Origin of the sequence: Verrucomicrobium sp. BvORR106 (genome assembly GCF_000739655.1) — a bacterium.
Classification (GTDB): Bacteria; Verrucomicrobiota; Verrucomicrobiia; order Verrucomicrobiales; family Verrucomicrobiaceae; genus Verrucomicrobium.
In genome coordinates, this window is the sequence record NZ_BATR01000095.1 from 1 (window position 1) to 23,431 (window position 23,431).

24 protein-coding genes are annotated in these 23,431 nt (G+C 60.2%); 16 read left to right on the forward strand and 8 right to left on the reverse strand.

Annotated elements, in window-relative coordinates:
- The coding region (locus BV106_RS15960; protein ID WP_038166349.1) for a PAS domain S-box protein at positions 1-4,195 on the forward strand (4,195 nt) is incomplete at its 5' end.
- Positions 4,196-4,290: 95 nt separating this feature from the next.
- Here the strand turns inward: BV106_RS15960 and BV106_RS15965 are convergent.
- Both BV106_RS15965 and BV106_RS15970 read right to left on the reverse strand, forming a co-directional pair.
- Positions 4,291-4,509 carry a hypothetical protein gene (locus BV106_RS15965; protein WP_038166351.1) on the reverse strand — a complete coding sequence of 73 codons (219 nt, stop codon included), beginning with the start codon at positions 4,507-4,509 and terminating at the stop codon, positions 4,291-4,293.
- Between the two features lie 97 nt (positions 4,510-4,606).
- Positions 4,607-5,719 carry a GntR family transcriptional regulator gene (locus BV106_RS15970; RefSeq protein WP_038166353.1) on the reverse strand — a complete coding sequence of 371 codons (1,113 nt, stop codon included), beginning with the start codon at positions 5,717-5,719 and terminating at the stop codon, positions 4,607-4,609.
- Positions 5,720-5,934: 215 nt separating this feature from the next.
- On the opposite strand from BV106_RS15970, the gene BV106_RS15975 reads away from it, so the two are divergent.
- From BV106_RS15975 to BV106_RS16015, 10 genes are all read left to right on the forward strand, one after another.
- Positions 5,935-6,807, forward strand: a complete 873-nt coding sequence (locus tag BV106_RS15975) for a haloacid dehalogenase-like hydrolase (protein ID WP_038166354.1) — start codon at positions 5,935-5,937, stop codon at positions 6,805-6,807.
- Positions 6,808-6,839: 32 nt separating this feature from the next.
- Positions 6,840-8,105: an MFS transporter gene (locus BV106_RS15980; protein WP_051945941.1), complete on the forward strand. Its 1,266-nt coding sequence runs from the start codon at positions 6,840-6,842 to the stop codon at positions 8,103-8,105.
- A gap of 32 nt (positions 8,106-8,137) precedes the next feature.
- Positions 8,138-8,305, forward strand: coding sequence for a hypothetical protein (locus tag BV106_RS38580; protein WP_265595737.1), 168 nt, complete (start codon positions 8,138-8,140; stop codon positions 8,303-8,305).
- A 191-nt stretch (positions 8,306-8,496) separates the two neighbouring features.
- A complete protein-coding gene (locus BV106_RS15985) occupies positions 8,497-9,486 on the forward strand; it encodes an aldo/keto reductase (protein WP_038166356.1) in 990 nt (329 codons plus the stop codon).
- A 111-nt stretch (positions 9,487-9,597) separates the two neighbouring features.
- On the forward strand, positions 9,598-10,290 hold the full coding sequence (locus BV106_RS15990; protein WP_038166357.1) for an HAD family hydrolase: 693 nt from the start codon (positions 9,598-9,600) through the stop codon (positions 10,288-10,290).
- Between the two features lie 108 nt (positions 10,291-10,398).
- Positions 10,399-10,911: a DUF2721 domain-containing protein gene (locus BV106_RS15995; protein WP_265595738.1), complete on the forward strand. Its 513-nt coding sequence runs from the start codon at positions 10,399-10,401 to the stop codon at positions 10,909-10,911.
- Positions 10,912-11,050: 139 nt separating this feature from the next.
- The gene (locus BV106_RS16000) at positions 11,051-11,911 is read left to right on the forward strand and encodes a hypothetical protein (protein ID WP_038166360.1); all 861 of its coding nucleotides are present in this window, start codon (positions 11,051-11,053) and stop codon (positions 11,909-11,911) included.
- A gap of 22 nt (positions 11,912-11,933) precedes the next feature.
- Positions 11,934-12,263 (forward strand): hypothetical protein, encoded by a 330-nt coding sequence (locus tag BV106_RS16005; protein WP_038166361.1) that lies wholly within the window; start codon positions 11,934-11,936, stop codon positions 12,261-12,263.
- On the forward strand, positions 12,260-12,961 hold the full coding sequence (locus BV106_RS16010) for a class I SAM-dependent methyltransferase (RefSeq protein WP_038166363.1): 702 nt from the start codon (positions 12,260-12,262) through the stop codon (positions 12,959-12,961). Before BV106_RS16005 ends, BV106_RS16010 begins: the two co-directional genes overlap by 4 nt.
- Positions 12,962-13,040: 79 nt before the next feature.
- Positions 13,041-13,559, forward strand: coding sequence for a hypothetical protein (locus tag BV106_RS16015; protein WP_038166366.1), 519 nt, complete (start codon positions 13,041-13,043; stop codon positions 13,557-13,559).
- 36 nt (positions 13,560-13,595) lie between these two features.
- On the opposite strand, the gene BV106_RS16020 is transcribed toward BV106_RS16015, so the two are convergent.
- Positions 13,596-14,723: a hypothetical protein gene (locus BV106_RS16020; protein ID WP_038166368.1), complete on the reverse strand. Its 1,128-nt coding sequence runs from the start codon at positions 14,721-14,723 to the stop codon at positions 13,596-13,598.
- Between the two features lie 352 nt (positions 14,724-15,075).
- Between BV106_RS16020 and BV106_RS16025 the strand changes: the two genes are divergently transcribed.
- From BV106_RS16025 to BV106_RS16040, 4 genes are all read left to right on the forward strand, one after another.
- Positions 15,076-15,414 carry a DUF5713 family protein gene (locus BV106_RS16025; protein WP_038166370.1) on the forward strand — a complete coding sequence of 113 codons (339 nt, stop codon included), beginning with the start codon at positions 15,076-15,078 and terminating at the stop codon, positions 15,412-15,414.
- A gap of 40 nt (positions 15,415-15,454) precedes the next feature.
- On the forward strand, positions 15,455-15,925 hold the full coding sequence (locus tag BV106_RS16030) for a hypothetical protein (RefSeq protein WP_265595739.1): 471 nt from the start codon (positions 15,455-15,457) through the stop codon (positions 15,923-15,925).
- A gap of 317 nt (positions 15,926-16,242) precedes the next feature.
- Positions 16,243-16,581, forward strand: a complete 339-nt coding sequence (locus tag BV106_RS16035; protein WP_265595740.1) for a hypothetical protein — start codon at positions 16,243-16,245, stop codon at positions 16,579-16,581.
- A gap of 188 nt (positions 16,582-16,769) precedes the next feature.
- Complete coding sequence (locus BV106_RS16040) at positions 16,770-17,555, forward strand: glucose 1-dehydrogenase (protein WP_038166377.1); 786 nt, start codon at positions 16,770-16,772, stop codon at positions 17,553-17,555.
- 15 nt (positions 17,556-17,570) lie between these two features.
- Here BV106_RS16040 and BV106_RS16045 read toward each other — a convergent pair whose 3' ends face one another.
- The 5 genes from BV106_RS16045 to BV106_RS16060 all read right to left on the reverse strand — a co-directional run bounded on the left by BV106_RS16045 (position 17,571) and on the right by BV106_RS16060 (position 20,428).
- Entirely contained in the window at positions 17,571-18,428 is an 858-nt protein-coding gene (locus tag BV106_RS16045) for a glycosyltransferase family 25 protein (protein ID WP_038166379.1), read from the reverse strand.
- A gap of 252 nt (positions 18,429-18,680) precedes the next feature.
- A complete protein-coding gene (locus BV106_RS16050) occupies positions 18,681-19,112 on the reverse strand; it encodes a hypothetical protein (RefSeq protein WP_038166381.1) in 432 nt (143 codons plus the stop codon).
- A gap of 226 nt (positions 19,113-19,338) precedes the next feature.
- Complete coding sequence (locus BV106_RS38585) at positions 19,339-19,683, reverse strand: hypothetical protein (RefSeq protein ID WP_265595741.1); 345 nt, start codon at positions 19,681-19,683, stop codon at positions 19,339-19,341.
- A 94-nt stretch (positions 19,684-19,777) separates the two neighbouring features.
- On the reverse strand, positions 19,778-20,041 hold the full coding sequence (locus tag BV106_RS16055; protein ID WP_265595742.1) for a hypothetical protein: 264 nt from the start codon (positions 20,039-20,041) through the stop codon (positions 19,778-19,780).
- A 54-nt stretch (positions 20,042-20,095) separates the two neighbouring features.
- Positions 20,096-20,428 carry a hypothetical protein gene (locus BV106_RS16060; RefSeq protein ID WP_038166385.1) on the reverse strand — a complete coding sequence of 111 codons (333 nt, stop codon included), beginning with the start codon at positions 20,426-20,428 and terminating at the stop codon, positions 20,096-20,098.
- Between the two features lie 323 nt (positions 20,429-20,751).
- Between BV106_RS16060 and BV106_RS16065 the strand changes: the two genes are divergently transcribed.
- Positions 20,752-23,235, forward strand: coding sequence for an autotransporter-associated beta strand repeat-containing protein (locus BV106_RS16065; protein WP_265595743.1), 2,484 nt, complete (start codon positions 20,752-20,754; stop codon positions 23,233-23,235).
- Positions 23,236-23,431: the final 196 nt, after the last annotated feature.

Here is a 23,431-nt window from a genome sequence, read left to right on the forward strand (position 1 = left end):
GGACTGGAATCTGAGGACGGGCGTCGTGGGCTGGTCTGAGCTGACCCATCGCATTTTCGGCGTGGAGCCAGGCCACTTCGACGGCACGTTTGACGGGTTCCTGGGGCACGTGCACCCCGTGGACCGCGTGCGGGTGGCGGCAGAGGTGAACCGGGCGCATGCGGGAGACGGGATGTTCAACTGTGAACTGCGGGCACTCACCCCGACCGGGGAAGTGCGGTGGATCGAGACCCATGGGCAGACCGCCTTCAGCCCGGAGGGGGAGCCGGAGCGGATGCACGGCACCATTCTGGACATCACCGGGCGCAAGCGGGCGGAGGAGCTGTTGCGTGAGACGAGGCTGAGGCTGGAGACGACGCTCTTTGCCGCAGAGATTGGCACGTGGAATTGGGACATTCGCAAAAACCAGGTGACGGCGGACGAGAACATGGCGCGCCTCTTCTTTGTGGACGGGCGGGACCAGGAGAGTGCTCCCGTGGAGAGGTTCATGGAATTGATCCACGGGGATGACGTGGGCCGGGTGAAGCGGGCCATGGATGTGGCGCTGGCAGATCCCACAGGGAACTTTGAGCAGGACTATCGGGTGGTGTCACCCACAGGTCAGGTGCGATGGGTGACGGCCCGTGGCAGGGTGCAGCGGGATGCGGCGGGGAATCCAGAGCGGTTCCCCGGAGTGATCATCGACATCACGGGGCGCAAGCAGGCGGAGGAGGATCTGGAGGGGAGTGAGCAGCGGCACCGGAAGCTGCTCTCCCTGCTGCCCATGGCCTGCTACACCCTCAATGAAGACGGCTGGCTGACTTTTTACAATGATGCGGCGCGGGAACTGTGGGGCCGTGCCCCGGACCTGAACCGGGTGCGCTGGTGCGGGAGCTATCGCATGTGGTCGCTGGACGGTCAGTTCATCCCGCACGATCAGAGCCCCATGGTGTCGGCGCTGCGGGAGGCCCGTCCCTCCCGTGGTGCGGAGGTGGTGGTAGAGCGGCCGGATGGGACGCGGCGCTGGGTCGCGCTGTCCTCCGATCCGCTGCACGATGCCCGCGGGAGGTGCCGGGGGCTGATCAATGTGGCGCTGGACGTGAGTGACGAGCGGCGCACCCAGAAGGCGCTGGCGCAGAGCGAGGCCTTCCTGCAAAGTGTTATTTCATCGACGGCGGACTGCATCATGGTGATGGACCCGCAAGGAGGGCTGCAGTGGACGAGTGCCAATGGCATCCGCATGCTGGAGATGGATGAGGCCAGTCTCCCCGCCGGCCGCTCCTGGCTGGACATGTGGCAGGATGAGACCTCCCAGCGGGTGGCGCAGGCGGCGCTGCGCCAGGCCAATGCGGGGCAGGTAGGGAGATTCCGCGGCTTTTGCCCCACCTTTGCGGGGACGCCCAAGTGGTGGGACGTCATGGTGACCCCGATCCCGGCGCGGGATGGAGGGGCGGCGAGGTTCTTGAGTGTGGCCCGGGATGTGACGGAGCGCACAAATGCGGAGCACGCCCTGAGCCGCCTGGCGGCCATCGTGGAGTCCTCCGATGATGCGATCATCAGCAAGGACCTGGCAGGTCGCATCCTAAGTTGGAACAAGGGGGCTGAGCGCCTCTTCGGCTATCAGGCGCGGGAGATCGTGGGGCGGCCAATCATGACGCTGATCCCGGATGACCGGTTCAATGAAGAGCATGTGATCCTGGACAAGTTGCGCGCCGGCAGCCGGCTGGAGCACTATGAAACCATCCGGCGACGGAAGGATGGTACGCATGTGGATGTGTCGCTTACCGTCTCGCCCATCCGCAATGAGCAGGGGGTGATTGTCGGTGCTTCCAAGATCGCACGGGACATCACTCAGAAGAAGCTGGATGAGGCTGAGCTGCGCCGCAGTGAGCGGCTCTACCGTGCGATCGGGGAGTCGATGAACTTTGGCATCTGGATCTGTGATGCCGCAGGACGCAACCAGTATGCGAGCGATTCTCTGCTGAAGCTGGTGGGGATGACGCAGGTGGAGTTTGCCGGCGATGGATGGATGAAGGCGCTGCATCCGGAAGATGTGCTGACGGTGCGTGAGGCCTGGCGGCGCTGTGTAGCGGGGCCGGACACCACGTTCTGGGAGAGTGAGCAGCGCTATCGCGGGCTGGATGGTGCCTGGCACCCGGTGCTGGCGCGCGGAGTGCCGGTGAGGGATGAGACTGGACGGCTCCAGCAGTGGGTGGGGATCAATCTGGACATCTCTGAGCTGAAGAAGACGGAAGAAGCGTTGCGCCGCAGCGAGGCGCACCTCACGGCGGTGTTTCAGCAGGCGGGTTCCGGCATTGCCCAGACAGACCTCGAAGGGCGGTATGTGATGGTGAATGACGCCTACTGCGAGATCACCGGCCGCACCCGGGAGGAGCTGCTGGGGCAGCGGGTTCATGAAATCACGCATCCGGATGACCGGGTGCACTACGTGGACGCCCATGGAGCCCTGGCGGGAGAGGGCCCGGCCTTCATCATGGAGAACCGGTTCGTCCGGGCTGACGGGGTGGAGGTCTGGGTGCGCAACAGTGTGGTGGGCCTGCGGGACTCCCAGGAGCGGCTCTCCGGCACGCTGAGCATCACCCAGGACATCACGGAGAGCCGCCATGCTGAGGATGCTCTGATGGCCAGCGAGCAGCAGCTACGGCTCGTGACGGACCATGCGCCGGTGTATCTGGCGCAGGTGGACCGGCACCAGTGCTACAAGTTTGCCAACCGGCCCTATGCCGCGCAGTACGAGCTGGAGGTGCCGCAACTGCTGGGGCGCCCCATGCGTGAGGTGATGGGGGAGGCCGCCTATGAGGCAGCACGTGGCTGTATCGAGGCCGCGCTGGCAGGTGAATTGGTGGAGTTTGAAATGCAGATCCACTCACCGTCCACGCACGATGAGCTGGGCAGCCGGTGGATTCACGCTGTCTTCATGCCGGAGTGGCTGCCAGACCAGGGGGATGTGACGGGCTTTGTGCTGGTGCAGACGGATGTCACGAACCGCAAGCAGTCGGAACTGGATCTGGAGCAGGCGCGTGATCAGGCTCTGGAGGCAGTGCGGGCCAAGGATGATTTCCTCGCCCGCCTCTCTCATGAGCTGCGCACGCCGCTCAGCCCGGTGCTGCTGCTGGCGAGTGAGGGCGCGTCCAATCCGGAGGTGCCGGAGGCCGTGCAGGCGGACTTCGACACGATCCGGAAGAACGTGGATCTGGAGGCGCGGCTCATCGACGATCTCCTGGACCTGACCCGCATCACCCGCGGGAAGCTCGCGATGGATCTGCAAAACGTGGATGTCCATGTGGTGCTGCGCGATGCGCTGGACACGGTGAGGCAGGATGCGGAGGAGAAGAACCTGGTACTGACCCTGGCTCTTCACGCGCCCTCCCGTACGGTGTGGGGAGACAAGGTTCGCCTGCAGCAGGTGTTCTGGAACTTGATCAAGAACGCGGTGAAGTTCACGCCGGAGTATGGGGCTATTGTGGTGTCCACTGCGCTGGGGCCAGAGCCAGGCATGGTGACGATCCGGGTGAGCGACAATGGCATGGGAATGACGCTTGAGGAGCAGCAGCGGGTGTTTGAGGCCTTTGCCCAAGGGGAGCATGCCATGCAGGGCGGCTCGCACCGCTATGGCGGGCTGGGGCTGGGGCTGACCATCACCCGCATGCTCGTGGAGCTACATGAGGGGGGCATTCAGGCTATGAGTGAGGGGAGGGGGCACGGGACCTCGTTCGTGATCACGCTGCCGCTGGTGAAGGTCACGGCCTCTGCTGATGGTGAGAATACCGATGACGTTGAGGGAGAGGCTGATCTGGCCGGGCAGCGCGGGGCAACTGCCGCTCCGGCGGTGTGGCGGCGCATCCTGCTGGTGGAAGATCATGATGCCACTCGTGCAGCGCTCGGGGTGCTTTTAAGGCGGCGCGGGTATGAGGTGTCTGCCGCGTGCAATGTGGAGGAGGCCCGATTCCTGGGAAATGGTGGCCAGTACGATCTCGTCATCTCCGATATCGGTCTTCCAGATGGTTCTGGCTATGAGGTGATGCGCCACCTGAAGTCACGCCAGCCGGACTTGCGAGGAATCGCGCTCAGTGGCTATGGCATGGAGCAGGACGTCGCCCACAGCCATGAATCAGGTTTTTCCTTGCACCTGACCAAGCCGGTCCGCGTGGAAGCGCTGGATCAGGCGATTGAGACCGTTTTCAGACAGGATTAACAAGATTTTTGAAGGATTGACAAGATGGGGGAAGGGATGGTTTCAGGTCTTATCTATCTGTGTCGACTAGTCTTGCCTCTCCCGCGCAGCGGGCCTCACTGCGCGGGGCAGGGACCGCCGGTCTGATTGGCTTCGTCGAAGAGAGCCTGGGCTTCTTCGACATTCGTTCCCAATCGCCGCTGAATGTGCCATACGACTTCCTCGGGGTGGGTTCCGGAGGGAGGCAATGCATCGTCTTCCTTGAGGTCAGGATGCAGTTCCTGAAGGCGGCGTTTCAAGGTGGCCCAGTCGGATTTGAAAGTCGTCTCGATCATGGCGAGGAAAGGGGTGAAGAGGGGACAGTAGGGAATCGTTCGTAGCAGGGCGGGCGAGGGGGCCTACTTTTTGAAGACTCCAATCAAGAACCAACAACTAAGCGCTAACTCCCCCACATGACTTCCGCACGACCAGCGGACACTCCAGCAGGATGTCCCGGATGGGCATTTCGGGGCGTGCCAGACGCTCGAGCATCGTGGCCATCGCGGCTTGGCCGATCTCCCTTGCAGGCTGGTGCAGGGTGGTGAGAGGGACTGGCAGCAGGCTGGCGTAGGCGATGTCATCGATGCCTACGATGCGGATATCTTCAGGAACGCGGTGCCCCAGCTGCATGAGACTGTGCATGAGCTGGCCGGCGGTCCGGTCGTTCGCGCACACGATGCCATCAGAGGCGGCACTGCTCAGCAGGTTCCTTACCTGTTCCAGATCGCCGACGTCGATGCGTTGCACGTGAGCAGCGATCACCGGCAGGTTGTTGGTGTAAAGAGCCTCCCTGTAGCCGGCGATCCGTTCATCGATCGTCGCCGCAGGCTCCGGGTAGGTGACGAAGGCAATGCGGTGACACCCGAGCTCCACCAGATGCTGCGTGGCGGCGAAGCCGGTTCGACGGTTGTCGATCCCGATCAGATCGTGGCGGCTGCGTTTCGGGTAGGGGAGGAAGTCGCGATCCAGCAGCACGACCGGGATGCTTGCCTGATCCAGTGCCGTGACGATGCGGTGATTCGTGCGATCTTCATCATAGGCCTCCTCCAGCGGGGCGAAGAAAACACCGTTCACCCGACGGCCAAGGTAGCGCTGGCAGACTTCCCAAGCCTGGGCAGCACGGGACAAAGTGGGATCTCGCGAGAGCGAACTGGACCAGAGCAGGGCGTGACCCAGAGCCTGGGGAGACTCCGCCAGCCCTTGGCACATGGGCTCAAAGATCTCTGTGCGGCCGCGGTCAGGGATGAGCAGACCAAACGTCAGGCCCTGCTCAGGCACGCTGGACTCCGTCGGCTGAAGCCTGACATAGGTACCAGAGCCCGTGCGGCGATCCACCAGACCAGAGCGATGCAAATCCCGCACGGCCCGTCCCACGGTGATGCGTGAGGCCCCAAAACGCGCCACAAGGGCCGCCTCGCTGGGGATCTTCTGCCCCGGCTGGTACTTGCCGTGCAAAATCTCCTGGCGAAGAGCATCGTGGATCTGGCGGTGTTTGGAGGCTTTCACAGAAGGATTGCGGTCAGGGCTGAAGATTCACCTAAAGTTGTTATAACAACTTGGAAACGTCAAGGGCGTGCTTAGGGAGGCCTGTACCCAGATTTGACCAGATTTTCGAAAGGCTTCGCAAGCGGTGGTGGGATTGCAGACCGCGTCGATCGTGCTTTCTTTAGCAACAGTTGAGACAGCTTGGCAAGAGCTGTTATAACCAAATGATTGAACTTATGACGACAAGAATGGAGACGACCGTGAGGCCGATTGAGACTGAGCCCTCCAGCGCCCGCCGCTATCTGGTCGCGAGCGACTTTGACAAGACGCTGAGCTTTAACGACTCCGGTTTCGTGCTGGCAGAGATGCTGGGCGTGCCGGGCTTTGAGGAGAAGGTGGCAGGACTGGGGAGAACTCACCTCGTCCAGCAGGGGGCGGAGCTCGCCTATTTGCTGCGGCACGATCCCGCCTTTCGTGGTGTGCGCCGGGAGCATCTGGTGGCCGCGGGGAAACGGGTGCGGCTGAAGCACCAGGTGGATCTGCTGAGCCGGGTGCTAGCGCTCGGGTTGGCTGGGTATGAATTCCCGTTCTACGTGATCTCGGCCGGTCCGGCCGAGGTGGTGCGCTCGGCGCTGGAGGGCATTGTGCCGCCAGAGCGAGTGTTTGGCACGGAGTTCGACTTCGATCCCGCGACTGGTGAAATTGCCAGCGTGACCCGCACTCCGGCAGGGTATGGCAAAGTGACCGTGCTGGAGGGTATTGAAGCCGCCCTGCGGATCAGTCCCGACCGCACCATCTACATGGGAGATGGAAGCTCAGACCTCTATGTCATGCACCATGTGAACAGCCGGGATGGGCATACGATTGCCGTTTCGGAAACCAAAGCGGTGGGGCGGATTGCCCAGCGCACGGTGATCAGTGACAATGCTCTGAGTGTGTTGGTGCCCATCCTGGAGGACGTCCTCTACTGGAACTCCACGCAGATCCGTGCGCTTTTTGCCAATCACGGCATGGCGCTGCAGGACTGGGACAAGATCCACACCGACTGGGTGAGCTTTCACCCGGTGGCAGGGCGGCATGACGCCGCGAATCTCGCACTGCTGGGCTGAGCCAGCTCCCTTGTATTTCCTGAAGCCCACCGATGAGTGAGTTGTTGCAAAGAACCCCATCCCCTACCGTTGCCGCGGCCCGGCGGGCGGTATCGTGGCTCTTCCTGCTGAATGGCGTGCTGTTTGGCACGTGGGTCTCGCGTATTCCCATGGTGCAGGAGCGGCATGATCTGACCCACGGGTCCCTGGGGGTGGCGTTGCTCGGCATGGCTCTGGGAGCACTGGTGGCCATGCCCTTGTCTGGCTGGGCCTCTGCCCGACTGGGGAGCCGGCGTGTGGCCGCCTTCTGGACCGTGGTGTACGCCGCTGTCCTGCCATGTCTGGCAATTGCGCCTGGTGTGCTCTGGCTGAAGCTGGGCCTCTTTCTTTTCGGCGCTGGTCATGGCGGCCTAGATGTGGCGATGAACGGCCAGGCCGTGCTGGTGGAGCGTCGCTACCACCGGCCCATCATGTCCACATTCCATGCGCTTTTCAGCGCTGGTGGTTTGGCAGGAGCGACGTTGGGGGCGGGGATGGCCTGGCTGGCCGTGCCAGTGGAGACCCATTTCCTGGCGGTGGCCGCCCTGCTGGGGGGCACGGTCGTGCTCATTGCGCTGCGCCCCCTGCTGCCAGATGATCCTGTGGACAGCAGCGGCACGGGTGAAATTTCCTCGAACGAGGAGGTGCTGCCTGCGAAGAGCGGACTGGCCTCCATTCCCGCTGCGGATATGCGCCGCCTCATCGCGCTGGGGTTGCTGGCCTTTTGCATCATGATGGGGGAAGGGGCCATGGCTGATTGGAGCGGTCTCTTTCTCAAGCAAGTCACCGGTGCGGGTGACGGGCTGGCCTCAGCCGGGTACGCGGCCTTCTCCCTGGCGATGATGCTGGGACGCTTCACTGGAGACTCTCTGACGGTGCGTTTGGGGTCGGAGCGGCTCGTGCGTGGCAGTGGCATCCTTGCGGCGGGCGGTCTCCTTCTGGCGCTGATCACAGCCCATCCTTATGCCTCGGTGCTGGGATTTGCCGCCGTGGGGGCCGGATTTGCCACCGTGATCCCGCAGGTGTTTAGCGCAGCGGGGAGGGTGAAGGAGATGTCCCCCGGGCTGGCACTGGCGACGGTGACCACGCTGGGTTACGGAGGATTTCTGCTGGGACCACCCGTGATCGGCTTTGTGGCGGAGGGCATCGGCCTGCGCGGGGCGCTGGGGCTGGTGGTGCTGACCAGCGTGTGTGCGGTGGCACTGGCCGCAGTGCTGCGGACCCGGAGGAGCGAGGAAATGACGCATCCAGTCCAGGCATCCCAGCAATTGAGCGTCTAGGCCGATGTGCCAAAGCAATTTTTGAACAAATTATGAAGACAGAGACGACAAAAGTAAACCTGAAGACAGAACAAGATCGCCACCAGGTGCGCCTGGAGCGCGCGCAGCTGGTGGAGGGTGAGAACAAAGGGGCCGCGCCGGTCAAGCGTGCGCTGCCAAAAGGGCTGCGACTGTGGGCGTATGCGCCGCTGATGCCCTGATCGCCTTTCTCCGGAGACTGGGAAACGGGAGGCGATGGCCGTTGGCTCGGGCATGCACCTTCCCCAATGATGTTCCAACCAGAACCTGTGGAGCAAACGTATCCTATTCCCCGACCAGATTGCAGAGGGGTGGGGAAGTGCCTGCCCCCTGCCTGGACGGTCAACTCTACTGAGTGGTAAGCGACCTCCTTATGATCACACGTGAACTGGGCAACAATGGGCTGCGCGTTTCCGCGCTGGGGTTGGGATGCATGGGCATGTCCGACTTCTACGGGCAGAGAGATGACGTGGAGTCCATCGCCACGATTCACCGGGCGCTGGACCTTGGCGTCACGCTCCTGGACACCGCTGACATGTACGGTCCCTGGACCAACGAGAAGCTGGTGGGGGAGGCGATCAAGGATCGCCGCGACCAGGTGGTGCTGGCCACCAAGTTTGGCATTGTAAGGGATCCCAATGATCCGACCAAGCGAGGCGTGAACGGGAGGCCGGAGTACGTGAAGGCGTCTTGTGAAGCGAGCCTGAAGCGTCTGGGGGTGGAGGTGATTGACCTGTACTATCAGCATCGCGTGGATCTCGACACGCCGATTGAAGAGACGGTGGGGGCGATGGCAGAGCTGGTGAAGGAGGGCAAGGTGCTCCACCTGGGCCTTTCTGAAGCCGGGCCCGACACGGTGCGCCGCGCTCAAGCTGTGCATCCCATCGCCGCCCTGCAGACGGAGTATTCCCTCTGGTCTCGCGATCCAGAGGACGAGCTGCTGGGGGTATGCCGGGAGCTCGGCATCGGCTTCGTGCCGTATAGCCCGCTGGGACGAGGTTTCCTGACGGGGCAGATCAAGCGGTTTGAGGATTTCGAACCGGATGACTATCGCCGTCACTCACCCCGGTTCCAGGGAGAGAACTTTGAGCGTAACCGGGAGCTCGTCACCCAGATTGAGCAGATGGCTGCAGACAAGGGTTGCTCGCCCTCCCAACTGGCCCTGGCCTGGGTCCTGGCGCAGGGAGGGGACGTCGTGCCGATCTTCGGCACCAAGCGTCGCCCCTATCTGGAAGACAATCTGAAGGCCGTAGAAGTGCAGCTCACGGCACAGGATCTGGCAAGGATCGATGAAATAGTGCCGCAAGATGCCGCCGCCGGCACCCGCTACCCCGAGGCCTGGATGGGCATGGTCGGGCGCTGATGAAATGAGGAATTCGGAATGATGAATTAGGAATGCCCGAGATGGCTCGCCGCTATTTCGTGAAGCTCATCACTTATCACTTTTTACTCTCAACTTTTCACTCTCTCCCCCATGTCCCCTCTCTCTGTTTCTCCTCCCTCTTTCCTCTTCGATCTCGACGGTACGCTGGTGGATAGTGTTTATCAGCATGTGCTGGCCTGGCGGGAGGCGCTGGAGTCGGAGGGGATTGTGCTTTCCGTCTGGCGCATTCACCGTCGCATTGGCATGAGTGGTGGACTGTTTGTAAATGCGCTCATTCAGGAGACGGGGCTGGAGCTGTCACCCGAGGTGGCGCAGCGCCTGCAGCGTCGCCATGCCGAGGGCTACGCACGCCAGCGTCCGCAAGTGAAGCCACTGCCGGGGGCAAAAAAACTGCTGGAAGCTCTCACCCAGTGGGAAGTGCCTTGGGCCATCGCCACCAGTGGCAAGCTCGAGAGCGCCGGCCCGGTACTGGAGATGCTGGAGGTGCCCAAGCATGTGCCGATCGTGACGCGTGATCAGGTTTCCTATGCGAAACCGAACCCGGATCTGTTCCTCGCTGCTGCCGCCAAACTCGGTGCAGACATCACCAAGTGCATTGTGGTGGGAGACAGCATCTGGGACATGCTTGCGGCCCGTCGCGCCGGAGCCTTGGGCGTGGGGGTGCTCTCCGGAGGGTATGGACAGGAGGAGTTGGAGAAGTCAGGCGCTTACCGGGTGTATGCGGATCCTGAGGACCTGCTGAAGCATGTGTACGAGGTGGGGATCCGAGGAGAAGAAGGCTAGACAGGATTAACAAGATGGGAAAGGTGTGGATCGAGCGGCGTTGAGGTTTGACGTTTGGTGTTTGAAGTTTGGATTTTCCCTGTGGTTAAACAGTTCATTCTCCATCTCATGGATGCCGCCGCTGCCATTCCGTTGACTCAGAGTCCCTTTGCGGTGTTGACGTTTATCGTCGCGCCGGCGTTGCTGACGAATGCGACCAGCATGCTGGCACAGAGCACGATCAATCGCTTGCTGCGCACACGGGAGCGGATGGCCCAGTTTCTGGCGAAGTCGGAGAAGGGCGTGGAGTCCGATGAGGCGGGGGTGTTGCTGCTCCAGCAGGTGGACCGTGCGGAGGCTCAGGCGGCGCTGCTCATGCGGGCGTTATTTTCCATCTATCTGGCTCTGGCGGCGTTTGCTGGTGCCACGTTCATCACCCTGCTCGGGGTCGTGCTGGCATCGTTGCAGCAGGGGTTTTGGCTGAAGGGGTTGGTGCTGGTGGGGCTGGGTCTGGGGTTTGTAGGCTTTGGCGGATTGATCTGGGGCAGCGCGTGTTTGTTCCGCGCCACGGCGATTTCTCTGCTGAACATCCACCAGGAGGCGGAGATCATTCGGGGGAGGCAGAGAGCGCGGATTCGGTAAGCGGTAAGCGGTAAGCGGTAAGCGGTAAGCGGTGGGAGGTGAGAGAGTGCGAGACTTGCAATTTACTCGAAGAGAGGTTTGACAAGGGCTGGTCGCTTGATGGAGCTTGATCAAGGTCAACTATTCAGCTGCGATATTCATGCGCACCATCTTGGTCAGTCTTGCTCTGTTCGGTCTTGTCGTGTTGCCGGTATCGGCTCACAACAACTACTTCCTGCCGGGAGATGCGTTCTTCTCCGTCACCTTGACCCGGGAGCTGATGGAGAAGTGGATGAAATCCGAGGAAGCCGCGTTCGAGTTTTCCTATGACCGGTTTGATGGTGACTTTTTTGCCTGCGGAAACATCGGCTACGCATCGCTGGTGGTGGATGGGATCACCCCAGAATTGCGCCAGGCGTTGACGGAGGCGTACTGGCGCTTTGCCTCCAGTCCTGCGCCCACTTATCAATTGATTGAGGATGACGGCAAGGGTCAGTTGACGCAGACCAACGGGGTGGTGGCGCTCATCTACAACAAGGATTTCAAGGTGGGTGAGGACGCGCTGGGATTGAAGTTCAATGAGGACTGGAGTGAACAAGGCGCAGGCCGCTATTGCGGCTACATTGATGCCAGCGAGGCCGTCATGCGGGACTGGCGTGGCGCCAAGGGCGTGGCCCCTTTGGCAGTGCGGGAGAAGCCTTCCGCGACGGCACACCTGGCGGACAACTACGAGGTGGCTCATACCATGGAATCCACCCTGCATATTGGAGGGAAGGAGATCATGATCGTGCTGGTAGGTATTGCTGACTACAAGGGTTTTGGCACCATGACGACATGTCCAGATTTGAAGGGTATCTTCAACAGCGAGGTCGGGGCTGTCTACACGCTGGTGAAGGAGGGGACCTTCCGGGAATTCAGCTGCAATGAAGATGGCGTGTGGAGCGCAGAGGCGGTCAAGTTGCCGGTGCCAAGCGGGGAGTCCCGAGTGCCGGAGAAGATTGTGACTCCGGTGGTTCGCTGAGGAAGGAGGGCATGGTCATATCATGAAAAACTCTCAGCTAAAGCCAAAGACATGGGTTGCGATAGTGCTGACGCTTTACGTGACCTTGTACGGTGTTCTCAGGAGCTCCGGTCAGTTGATGAATATTTACAATCCCTTGGATCCGGCGGGCAACGGGATCAAAGCTTCCGTCATGGAGTGGCGTGACATCAGTGCCAAACTCGCGGCGGAGAAGCACGTGCTGTTGGGAGTTTTCGAGCAGGTGAGGAACGGGTGGCCTCAGGTGTTGGAAGGTGTTTTCTGGCCGTTGCGCGAGTTGGAGTTCGCGTTCTGGAAAGCGACGGGCAGATATGAAGATTCCCACTCAAGGTGACAGAGGAGGTTTACAGGGATGAGTATGTACGGGCGCTCTTTGATCGCATGGGGCCCACGTATGATTTCGTGAACTGGGTCTCCTCGTTTGGATTCTCATCGCTGTGGCGGCGTGTTTGCGTGCGCCGGGCAAAGGTGCAGGCGGGGGATGTGGTGTGTGACATGATGGCGGGTGCGGGTGAATGCTGGCCTCACCTGCCGCCGGGGTGGTCTTCCTTGGTGGCGATTGATTTTTCTCCTGAAATGGTGGCCCGGCAGAAGCGGCGTCGAGCACGCCTCGTGGGTCCTTTCAGGACTCTGTGTGAGAATGCGACGGCGACCTCCCTGCCGGATGCCTCAGTGGACTGCGTGATTTCCGCATTTGGTTTGAAGACCTTGAGCGAGGAGGCGCTGGGCCGTTTCGCCATGGAGATCGAGCGGATCTTGAAACCAGGTGGGCGCTTTGCCTTGATTGAGATCTCCAGGGCCGATGGCTGGACGCTCGGACCGCTCTACCGATGGTACCTTGGCTCCGTGATCCCGTGGGTGGGAAAGCTGTGCTTGGGAGACATTGAGTGCTATCGCATGCTGGGGGAGTACACGGCGGCCTTTGGCTCCTGTGCCCATGTGGCACCGGTGCTGAGGCGTGCGGGGTTGCTCGTGGAGGTGCAGGAGCATTTCTTCGGGTGTGCCACTTCGCTGGTGGGGGTGAAGCGATGAGAGAAGGGCGGTGTCAATACCCGGTGGTTTCCTCGCCTGCAGCGTTGACCCTGTGGGGGCGCACGGCTTGATTCGGCGAATGATCACCCACAGCGACATCAAACTGGCCAGCTTTGCTTGGGGCATCCCACTGTGCATACTGGAGATGGTGATTTTGATCGGGCCCAATCCCTTCCAATCAAAGGAGACCTTTCCGGTGGCGGAGTTTGTTCCCAAGAAGGTTGAGGTGGTGCGGGAGGTGTCCAAACGCGGAAGTGATTCCTTTGTCCTGCATCTTACTCCTCCTGATGGGGGAGATCGGTTGTCTCACACCGATCCCGAGGAATCTCCGGTGGCGGCCCTCGAGAGTCGAATTCCCCATGGAGCCCCTTTGCGCGTCATCTATGCTCCCCTTCATCGTGGGAATGTGATTCTGGAAATAACTCGCGTGGGTGATGCGGGGCCGCCGTTGCTGGCGTTTGCCGACGTGATGGAGGATCACCTGAATCGCCGGTGGAAGGCCTTGCTGGGGGCGGGGCTCTTCTTTGTCGTTGGGAACACGATCATCTACTACAAGTGGAAGAAGTCGCGCGATGCTCACTCGGTAGGAGACTCGTAACGGACTGCCGGAGCCGTTGGGAGCGGCTCGTCATGGTCATGCCCGGCCGTCCGGTCTGCCGCGCAATTTTTGAATGCGGGCAGCAATCTGGTTGTAGACATACACAGTGCCGTGATCCCTGGTCTGAAAGGCAGTGGCGAGCCATTCGCGGGCGAGCTTGGAGTCACCCAATAGTTGTGAGTAGGCGAGGTAGCAGGCTGCGATTGACCGGGCTGCGCGATCGTGTTTGGCCTTGGAAGGTTCCTGCAGGAGCGCCATCCCCTGTTCCGTGTTCCCACTTTCGATTTGCAGGGCTCCCAGAGTGGCTCGCAATGTCAGAGAGTCTGGCATCAGCAGGTGGGCCTTTTCAGCAAATCCCAGGGCATAGGGTAGATACTCGGGCATATCATTCGCCAGAGGGAGCGTGGCAAGCCGGTCAAGCATCAAGACCAGCTCACCCTTGCTTGGGGTTAGCTCTTCCAGCGTCGTGACTTTCTTCATGAGACTGGTGTAGTCTCCAGCCTCAATGTCATCCATAGCTTCGTCATGGAGATTCAGGTACTCCGGCAGTTCCTGCATGACCGCCGGTGCCTGGCCAGCCTTGTACTTGGGGTCGTAGTATTGCACCCAGTTGGCATAGATCTGCTTCCCGCCGTCGGTCATCCGGCTGAGTGAGCCGTTGAGCCAGAGCCACAGCAGGTAGCCGTCGCTATTGGGGGTGTGGTGACCTGACTCAGGCTCGTCCCATGAACCGAAGGGAAGGAAGTTCATCACGAACATGAACAATGCCGCAGTGTAGCTGATGACCACGGCCCCCAAGTATCCCACTTCCGAGAATGGAAGATTCAATTTCGCGGCCACGGGAAGCAGGGCATTGAGCATGACGGCATCCATGAGCGGTCCCGCCAGCGCGCAGAGGCAGTAGCGGATGCCCAAAGAGCTGCGCATGGGGAACGAGAGCGCGGTGGTGCTCAGAAGAGGAATGGGATTCCAGCGAACCTCCACAGAGCCAATGTGAAAGCGGATCCAGGTCCTGCCGGAGCCCAAGAGGACGCACCGTGGGCGGACTAAGAGTGTCCAGGCGACCAGACAACGCGCCAGCTCGTGAAGAATAACCACGAGGTTCATCCACACCAAGGCACATAGCGCCATGGTGAGCACATCTACCAGTATGACGGGATCCATACTGGGGAGAAACAGACGGCGGGGTGGGAAGAAGTCAAGGTGTGACTACTGATCCCGCTGACGAGGAACTGGGGTCGCGGGCTCGGATACGTCCTTGCGGGGTGAGGAGACTGGCGCAGGGGCTGACTGTCAACGACTGCCAGGGATGGAGTGGCGAAGTGGCAAACATTGCCTCCGCGAACCCAAGATCGGGTGCCCTCTTTTGATCTTGACGGCTGTTCGGAGCACAGAACGTCATTCTTTTGTACTTCTTCTACCACTTTGAAAGATTGACGACCGGAAGGGGATGTTTCAATGGTGCGCGCGACGGTACTCAACCCAACAAAACAACACCCCAACTGTGCCCACTCCCATGGCCATTACCAATGATCAGCTCCGGTCTTATTCATTCCTCAAGGAAATGTACGAGGACGACTATTTTCCGACCTTTCTCGTGGACAAGTGTCGCGACATTCTGACCGCACTTTGCGAAGAGGTTGAGCGAGTCAAGCCCGCGACAGATTCGGACCTGCTGGAGCTGACTCATGCCGCGACAGAAGAGATCAATGAGCTGGCTTCGGAATTCGAAGACAATGACAGTGAACTGGAGACCAATGCGCGGGAGATTCTCGCAGCAGACTTCGATTTCATCGTCAAAGCCTATGGGTTCGACCTGGATCTGGAAGAAATTATTGCGCCACGCGACTGGTAGATTGTAGAGTTGGCCGGTCCTAACGTTGGACCAACTCGCCATGCATACTATTGCGCGCTCCAATTCAAGGCCCCACCGATGGGTGGGGCGCAAACTGACCCTGCTGCTGGGGATGTGGATTTGCTCCGTGATGCCCCGGCAGGCAACGGCGGAAGACATCTTTCTGACCGCCGCCTCCAAGGAAAACGAGACGACAAGCTGGAAAGCCGATGCCGCATTGCTGGCGGCGACTCCAAGCTGGGACGGACGAGGCAAGGCTCCGTTTGATCTGGCATCCATGTTGGAAAAAGCAGGGCAGGCCCTCTCAAAGCTCTACCCAGAAGTAGCCCCAACCGCCAAGCTGAACGGCATCAGTGTACGTCGTGTTTCCACCTCGAAGAAGGGACCGGATCTGGCGGACAAGTGGTACATTCAATTCACCTTCATCCCGGAGAGTGGCAAGCTGGCTTACTCACACGTCGTGTTGCTGGCAGACGGAACGCAGGTTGAACCGGAAGTGAAAACGCGATAAGACTCGTGGCGGGGAGCGCTGGCTGAGTAGGGGGCACTTTCCCCACCATATGGCTACTCACGGCGAACACTCCGGGCACGGATGCTTGGGTGCTTCCCTTTTGAGTGAGCATTTTTGTGTTTGGAATCTCAAAGTGTGCTTGATTGCCAGTGGGGTGTCGACAATGGGTTGCTGCGAGCAGGCATTGATCAGCGCAGGTTTGGAGTTCTGCTCTCTCTAACTCTGATTTTACAGCACCAGTTGTCATGGGTATTTTTAGCTTCTTTCAACGCAAGAAAAGCAAGGAACCGCCAACACCTTTTGAGACCATGGCTGCGATGAGCCGGATTCAGACCGTGAGGGAGTGTGCTCCAGAGTTCTACCTGCAGCATCGCAATGCGATTGACATGACCGTCGGATTTCTGGGTTTCCTCGGGCAGCAGCATTCAGCGTTCGGGCAGATATTCTCCCAGAGCAGCGCCCCCCTGCCAGACATCGCCGCCGCACTGGCGCAGGCGATCCCACGAATGGGGCTGGAACAACGCACCCTCGACTTTATCGATTCCACCATGACGACTGTGATGGATGCCCTCTATGATGTGGTCAGCGCACCGAACCTGCCGCCCTACTTGGCAGATTGTGTGTGGCCCATCAAGGGAGCTTTTGAGCCCAAATAGGGATCGTGGCCACTAGGGTCCTTTTGGCAAAAGCCAGTGCTACCTCCGCTTAAAACGACATTCTCTCCCGCATCTCACCTGAAACTCTGGCATCCACTGCTGAGGTGAGGTCTGACGTTGCAATCCGGGAGGGTTTCTGCGAGATTTTCGCAGCGTGGTTGGCTGGAATTTCTGCACTGGATTTTGTCATGGCAAAAGAACTGGAGAACAAGGTTGCCATCGTCACTGGCGGTGGCCAAGGAATCGGGCGCGGCATTGTGATGAAGCTTCTGGCCCGAGGGATGCGGGTGGTAATTGCTGACAAAGACGACGACGCAGCCGCGGAAGCGGCGGATGAGCTGGGGGCAAATGCTCCGGACCGTGTCTTTGGCATTCAGACGGATGTGGCGGACGAGAACTCGGTGCGGGACATGGTGGCGGAGACGTTTGCCACCTACGGCCAGATTGACCTGCTGGTGAACAACGCCGGCCATGGGACCAAGGAGCCAATCCCCGTGGAGGACCTGACGCTGGAGGACTGGAACCGGGTGCTGGGAACCAACCTCACCGGAACATTCCTCTGTAGCAAGCACGCGGTGCCACACCTGCGCAAGCAGCGGGGGGCCATCGTCAACATCGCTTCCACTCGGGCGCAGCAGTCAGAGGTGGACACCGAGGCCTATGCGGCCAGCAAGGGCGGGATCGTGGCCATTACCCATGCACTGGCGATCAGCCTCGGGCCGGACGTGCGGGTGAACTGCATCAGCCCCGGCTGGATCGTGGTGGATGAGTGGCAGAAGCGCAGTGAGCGCAAGGCGCCGCAACTTCGTCCTGAGGACAATGCCCAGCACCCTGTGGGACGGGTGGGGCATCCAGAAGATATCGCGGAAATGGTGGCCTACCTGGGGTCAGCGCGTGCCGGTTTCATCACCGGGCAGAACTTCGTGATCGACGGGGGGATGACGAAGAAAATGATCTATGCGGGAGAGGGATAAGCTCTGACGGGGAGCTTATCGCTCATTGACGTAGCTGGGCCAGTCGTTCTCATGCTGGGTAAAGAAATGGGAGGTGGTCCACATCTCCAGCTCCGGCATGGTGGGAAGCTTGTCCGCCAGGAGGGAGTGCTGGATGAGTCGGGAGCCATGGGCGCAGCTCAGAAGCTGGAGATCGACCGGCATGTATATCTCCGCCATGATGGCGAGGGCTTTGCGCGCTCCTTGTTGGGTCACGATGTAGGCCTCTGTCCCGCAGCCGGGGGCGAGGGGGATGTAGGGATGCTCCGCCAGATGGGCCTCCAGCTTGTCGGTGCTCTGGATGTGGTGGGGGACGAGACCTCGCACCCGATTGCTGAGGAAAATGAAGTCGGCGGTGGCGGGCCAGGGGCGATCCCACCAGGGGCTGATGATCTGGGCGTCATCCTCAAAGAGGCAGGCATGAGGCAGGTCCTCATCCACCACCTTCTTCCACAGGGCCATGTGGGACAGTGCACAGGCAATGTGCCCCAGGCCGAGTGACAGTGTTCCTGCTCGATTGGGAACCATGGTCAAGCGGATGCTGTTGTCCCGGCGGTGTTGGATCAACTTGTGAGTCGGGCTGTTTTCAACGACTACCAAATCACGGCGATCAATGGCGTGAAACAGGGTGACGTTCCACTGGTGGCTTGCCATGCCGGTGCTGAAGCCAGCCAGCCGCTCGGTGGCCCGTGCGAGATTGATGACGAATGCGGGGAGGCTGCCATGGGTGGCAGTCTGCTGTGATCCCGCCATTTGGGCAGGAGGTGGAAGTGCCTCTTTGCGACGGATGAACTTGAAGTCATGGGTTGGAACCGGGGCGATCTGGCGGTCGGCGGCGCTGGGGGTGGGCTCCATGTCAGATAGAAAGGGCTGGGTTCACAAGGGCTGCAGCCCTCGCCCCGCCGGGGCGGGAAAACGGCGCTGGCTGGGGTGCGCTAATAGTGAAGCCGTTTTGCATCGCCCCATATACTTGAATTGTGAAAACGGTCTGGCAGTGAATTGGAGATAACGGTGAATTCGTGAGAGCCAGAGAGGGCCCGAAAAAGAAAAAGGTCGAAGCCTTGAGGGGCATCGACCTTGAGTGACGGGAGATGGTGACTGGCTCGCTTAAGCGCCGGCTTTCTTGGCGGCGGCTACCGCAGCCCAGCGCTTTTTCTGAGCCTCGATGATGCGGCGGCGACCTTCTTCGGACATGTTGCGCTTGCCGCCTGCGGCTTTGGCTTTGACCTTGGTCTTGTTTCCAGGAGGGCGTCCAGGGCCACGACCGCGGCCGCGCTTGGACGCTTCCTCAGCGGGCTTGCGTCCGCGCTTGCCCTTGGGGGCGGCGGTAACAGTGGCGACGGCGCGGGTGGCGGCAGCCAGGAAGGCGGTGACATCCACAGGACCATTGCTGCTGGGGCGTCCACGGCGTCCCGGTGCGGTGGGGGTGGAAGAGCGAATGACGGTGGCGAGATCGGTCTGCAGACGCTGAATTTTCTCTGCGATAACCAGAGCTTGCTTGAGCTGATCAAGCGTGGGGAGAGATACGGGTTGAGCCATGTGCCGATGTTAGCCAGAGATGGCGCGGCTCAAAGGAGAAAATGCAGGCACGGGACCGTGGAACTGACGACAAAGGATAAGACTTGTGGAATTTCCCGGGGAAAGAAGCGGTTTTGGGAGGGATTAGTCTTCAATCAGATGTTCTTTTTTTAATGGTGCACTGCGAATGACACATTGAGTTCGACGGGGGAATGGGCCGCCTGCCTGCCCTGTTAGCCTTTCGATGTCACCGTTCTGCGAGCGATCTGAATGGATGTCTGGCAATCTTTGCTGCAGCATCTACTGCGCGGGTGAACCACCTAGTGCTGCTGCGAAACACAGGTTCTTCGATAGCCGATGGAGTGACGATCACGTTGATAGGCAGGCCTGAGCTATCGACGCCAGAGGTCTGGATAGGGGTGCCGTAGTTTATGAACCCCTCGAACTCTGATGCCAGTGCGGTTTCGTCATGGCGCATCTGGCGGGATGCTTCGAAGCTGAGCACGACCACAAGTGTCGCCACGACAAAACATAGCCTGGAGGTTGCCTTGCAGGTGAAGCGTCGTGGTGTTGTATTCGGATCAACAACCATGGGGAGGAATGAGGGGCGACAGAGAGAAGTTAAGTTCGGGGGGCAATGAGGTGATGTTAGTTCAAGAACTGGATGGCATCGGCATTGCCAGATCTCAGCGGCGGTCCAAAGACTCAAACGGAGCGCGCAGGACGCAGCGGGTGATTCGGAGCCACGTTTTCAAGTCGTGCTGCAGGCTGGAGAGGGGTGTCTCAACGTTGCTGGATTTGACCACCCCTTCCGTGATTGCAGTGCCGTACGAGATGCAAATCGCCGGATCTGCCAACGCCAGCAGCTCACGCTGGAGCTTTTCCTCTTCGTAGTGTCTCTGGCGATACACTTCTACCCCAAGGGTACCCAGCAATAGAATCAGCAGCATGGCAGAGACCATTGCTAGGGAACGTGTGATGGAGGGTTGCATCGAAACCTGGGGCTATCGCTTTTCTGGTGAGGTGAAGGGCGCCTCGATGACGCGTTCGGCGGAATACGTCCACCAAGTCCAGTAATTACTCCATTTGTCATACCAACGGGCCGGAGGCATTTCAATCCTCGACTCCGTAAGGACCACCGTCGTGGGAGTGCCGAGATCGTCAGTGGAGGCGACAGAAATAGGGGTGCCGTAGCTTCCCCAAACCCTGTCGTCGTGAGCCCTTTGCCGCTCCACCTCGAGCAGGAAAGTTCCTATGAGGATGGCCAACGCCATGCAGACGGTGGTGGCGAGTGCACGCAGGGTGGCATTAGGCGGTGCGTCGATTGAGGGCGGCATGTAGTGGGAGCTTAGCGGTCGAGGCGCTGGAGAGGTATGAAATTGTGCGTCTGGGTTGCGAGTGGAAGCGTGGGCGCGTCTCCATTTGGTGCTAAGACGCGTGGTTTTTGCAGTGTTTACGACCAGGTTAAAATCCACCCAACTGGTTGGCAGCGAATCTTTTTCAGGAAATCTGAAGCAGCCGTGCTGTTTGCGGATTGTGGCGACAATGACCATACAAGGACGGGTATCCTGTAGGAATGGCGCCGGAGTGGTACGGCGGAGGGGGGCTGGGTGCCGGGCCTGATTCGCGACTTCAGTCTCTTTTCCCGACTCCTCTTGCCATGAATTCTGACGCCTCTTTGTCGAAGGTGGCGCCTCTACCTGCCCCCCATCCGGGGGCAGGGGGGTGCCTTGCTGCTCTGTATCCAGGCTGGATGGGGGCGGTGTGGCGAAGTTTCTGGGAGGTGAGAGCTTCCCTGGCTCTGGCCTGCCTGTGGCTGGGAGTTGCGGGGCCGGCCAGTGCGGCGACCTACACCTACACGAATACGACCACCGGTACGACCACCCAGTGGGCGGCCGGTACGAACTGGGATGCTGTGCCCGTCAGCGCGAGTGACACCGCGCTGGTTTTTGGAGCTGGAGCGGGGTTGGTCAATACCAACGTCCTGACCGCGAACAATGATGTGGCGACGCCCTTTGTGCTCAACTCGCTGACCATGAGCTATGCGGGAACCGGGACGGGGACAAACTTCGCCAAAGTGACGATCTCAGGGGGCACTCTGAATTTCGTGAGCAATGGGGGAACTGGCCCCACGTTGGCATTGAACGCCACCGGTAGCAGTGGGACCGGGCTCAACACCATTCCTCAGATCATCATCGACGCGAATGTGTCTTTGTCTGATGCGCTCACGGTGACGGGAAACTCCTCGGGCATCATCAATGGCATCGTCAGTGGAAGCGTCGGCATCACCAAGAACGCCGGTTCCAGCGGCATTCTCGCGCTGGCTGGAGCCAATACCTACACCGGGGTCACCACCATCAGCAGCGGATCCATCAGCGTGCGTCACAATCAGGGGCTGGGGACCACTGACGGCGCGACAATCGTTACTGCAGGTGGCGCTTTGTTGATGTCCGGTGGTGTGACCGTGACGGGCGAAACGCTGGCCATTGATGGCGACGGCGCGGCAACTGCGGGGGCCTTGCGCAATGAAGCCGGTAACAACACCTGGGCCGGCGACATCACGGTGGGTGGCTCTGCCACTACTCGGGTAGTTTCCACTTCAGGAACACTGACGATCAGTGGAAACGTCGCCATCAGCTCGGACGCAACAGACCAGTTCGTGCTGCAAGGGGATGGCAACGGGGTGATCTCTGGAAACATCAGTGGTGCAGGAAGGGTGACCAAAAGCACCACAGGAACGGGGCGATGGACTCTGAGCGGTGTGAATACCTACACGGGGATCACGACGATAAGTGGCGGGATACTTCAGTTTGCGAAGCGAGTGTCCCTCTACAACGCGGATACCAGCAAGTGGACCTCTACCAACATCACGGCGGCGGCGGCCGGGGCTCTTGCTCTGAATGTGGGAGGAACCGACGAGTTCACCCTGGCGGACGTGCTCCTCCTCCAGAACATGGGCTTTGTCGCCGGCAGCGGATTGGGACTGGATACCACCAATGCTGCCGGGGGCACGTTCGACTTGAGCACGGGACTGACCAACACGAACTTGAGGCTGATCAAGCTGGGGACCGGGATACTGACTTTATCCGTCGCGAACGCGTACACTGGGGTCACGACCATCTCAGGCGGCACCGTGCGGGTGTTGAATGATCAGAGCATGGGGACGTCTGCGGGCGGTGCAACGGTAGCCTCTGGCGCGACGCTGGAGCTGGTCGGTGGAAGAACCGTTACTGAGACAGGCGCCACATCCGCTATCTCTGGAAGCGGGGTGGGCAGTGTGGGGGCGCTCTATAGCAGCAGTGGAAACAACGTGTGGAACGGGAACATCGACGTCGATACCACGCAGATCACACGAGTTGGGGTGGACAGCGGAAGCAGCCTGACCGTCAATGGAAACATCAAGCTCACGGGTACTGCGACCAGCGGTTTGGTGTTTCAAGGCGTTGGTTCCACCACGGTCAACGGCGTCATCAGCGGTAACGGCCAACTCACTCGCAGCAGCAATGGGGCCGGAGTACTCGTATTAACGGGCGCAAATACCTACACGGGGAACACCATCATCAGCAATGGTACGATACAGGTGGGCGTGGCCGGAGTGGGATCCTTGGGGGCGACAAATGTGGCCATTGGATTCTCCAGCAGTACCGTCAAAGGTACGCTTGCAGGGACAGGTTCAGTGGGGGGCTTGGTGACGGTGGCCAGTGGAGCAATCATATCGCCCGGTGACAGCGCCGGAGCGGGCACAGGGTCATTGACGCTGGCAGGGGGGCTGACGCTGAATGCAGGCGGCGGTGCGGTGCTGAATTACAATCTTGGAACGACTGCTGCGTCGGACAAGATCGTGATGACGGGTGGAACCTTCACCTCCAACACCACGGGCAGCACGACTTTTGCCATCACTCCCGGAGTGGGCTACGACAACGGCATTTACGACCTCATCGACTGGACGAATCTGGCCGTGACTGCGACGGGTGTGGACTTGACCGACTTTGCCGTCACCGGTTTGGGGGTAGGCAAGATTGGGACTTTCCAGTTCGATATCACAGGACGAATTTTGCAATTGAACGTCACCCCGGAACCCGGTAGGGCGATGTTGTTGATGCTGGGGTTGGTGGCTGTTGCAGGGCGGAGGAGAAGGAGGTAAGAGGTTCTTGGTTCGGTGTTATGTCATGAACCCGGAGGGTTCGCCATGCATAGCCATGGGTCGGCCGAGCGGAGCGAGGACTACCCATGGAAACCTGCGCTGGGAACTCTAGCGCGGAGTGGTAGGCCAGTCGGGGCCAAATGGCGGATGGCGTGCTGTGCGGGATTGTCGTCTGGAGATCGCAACACGATGGGCC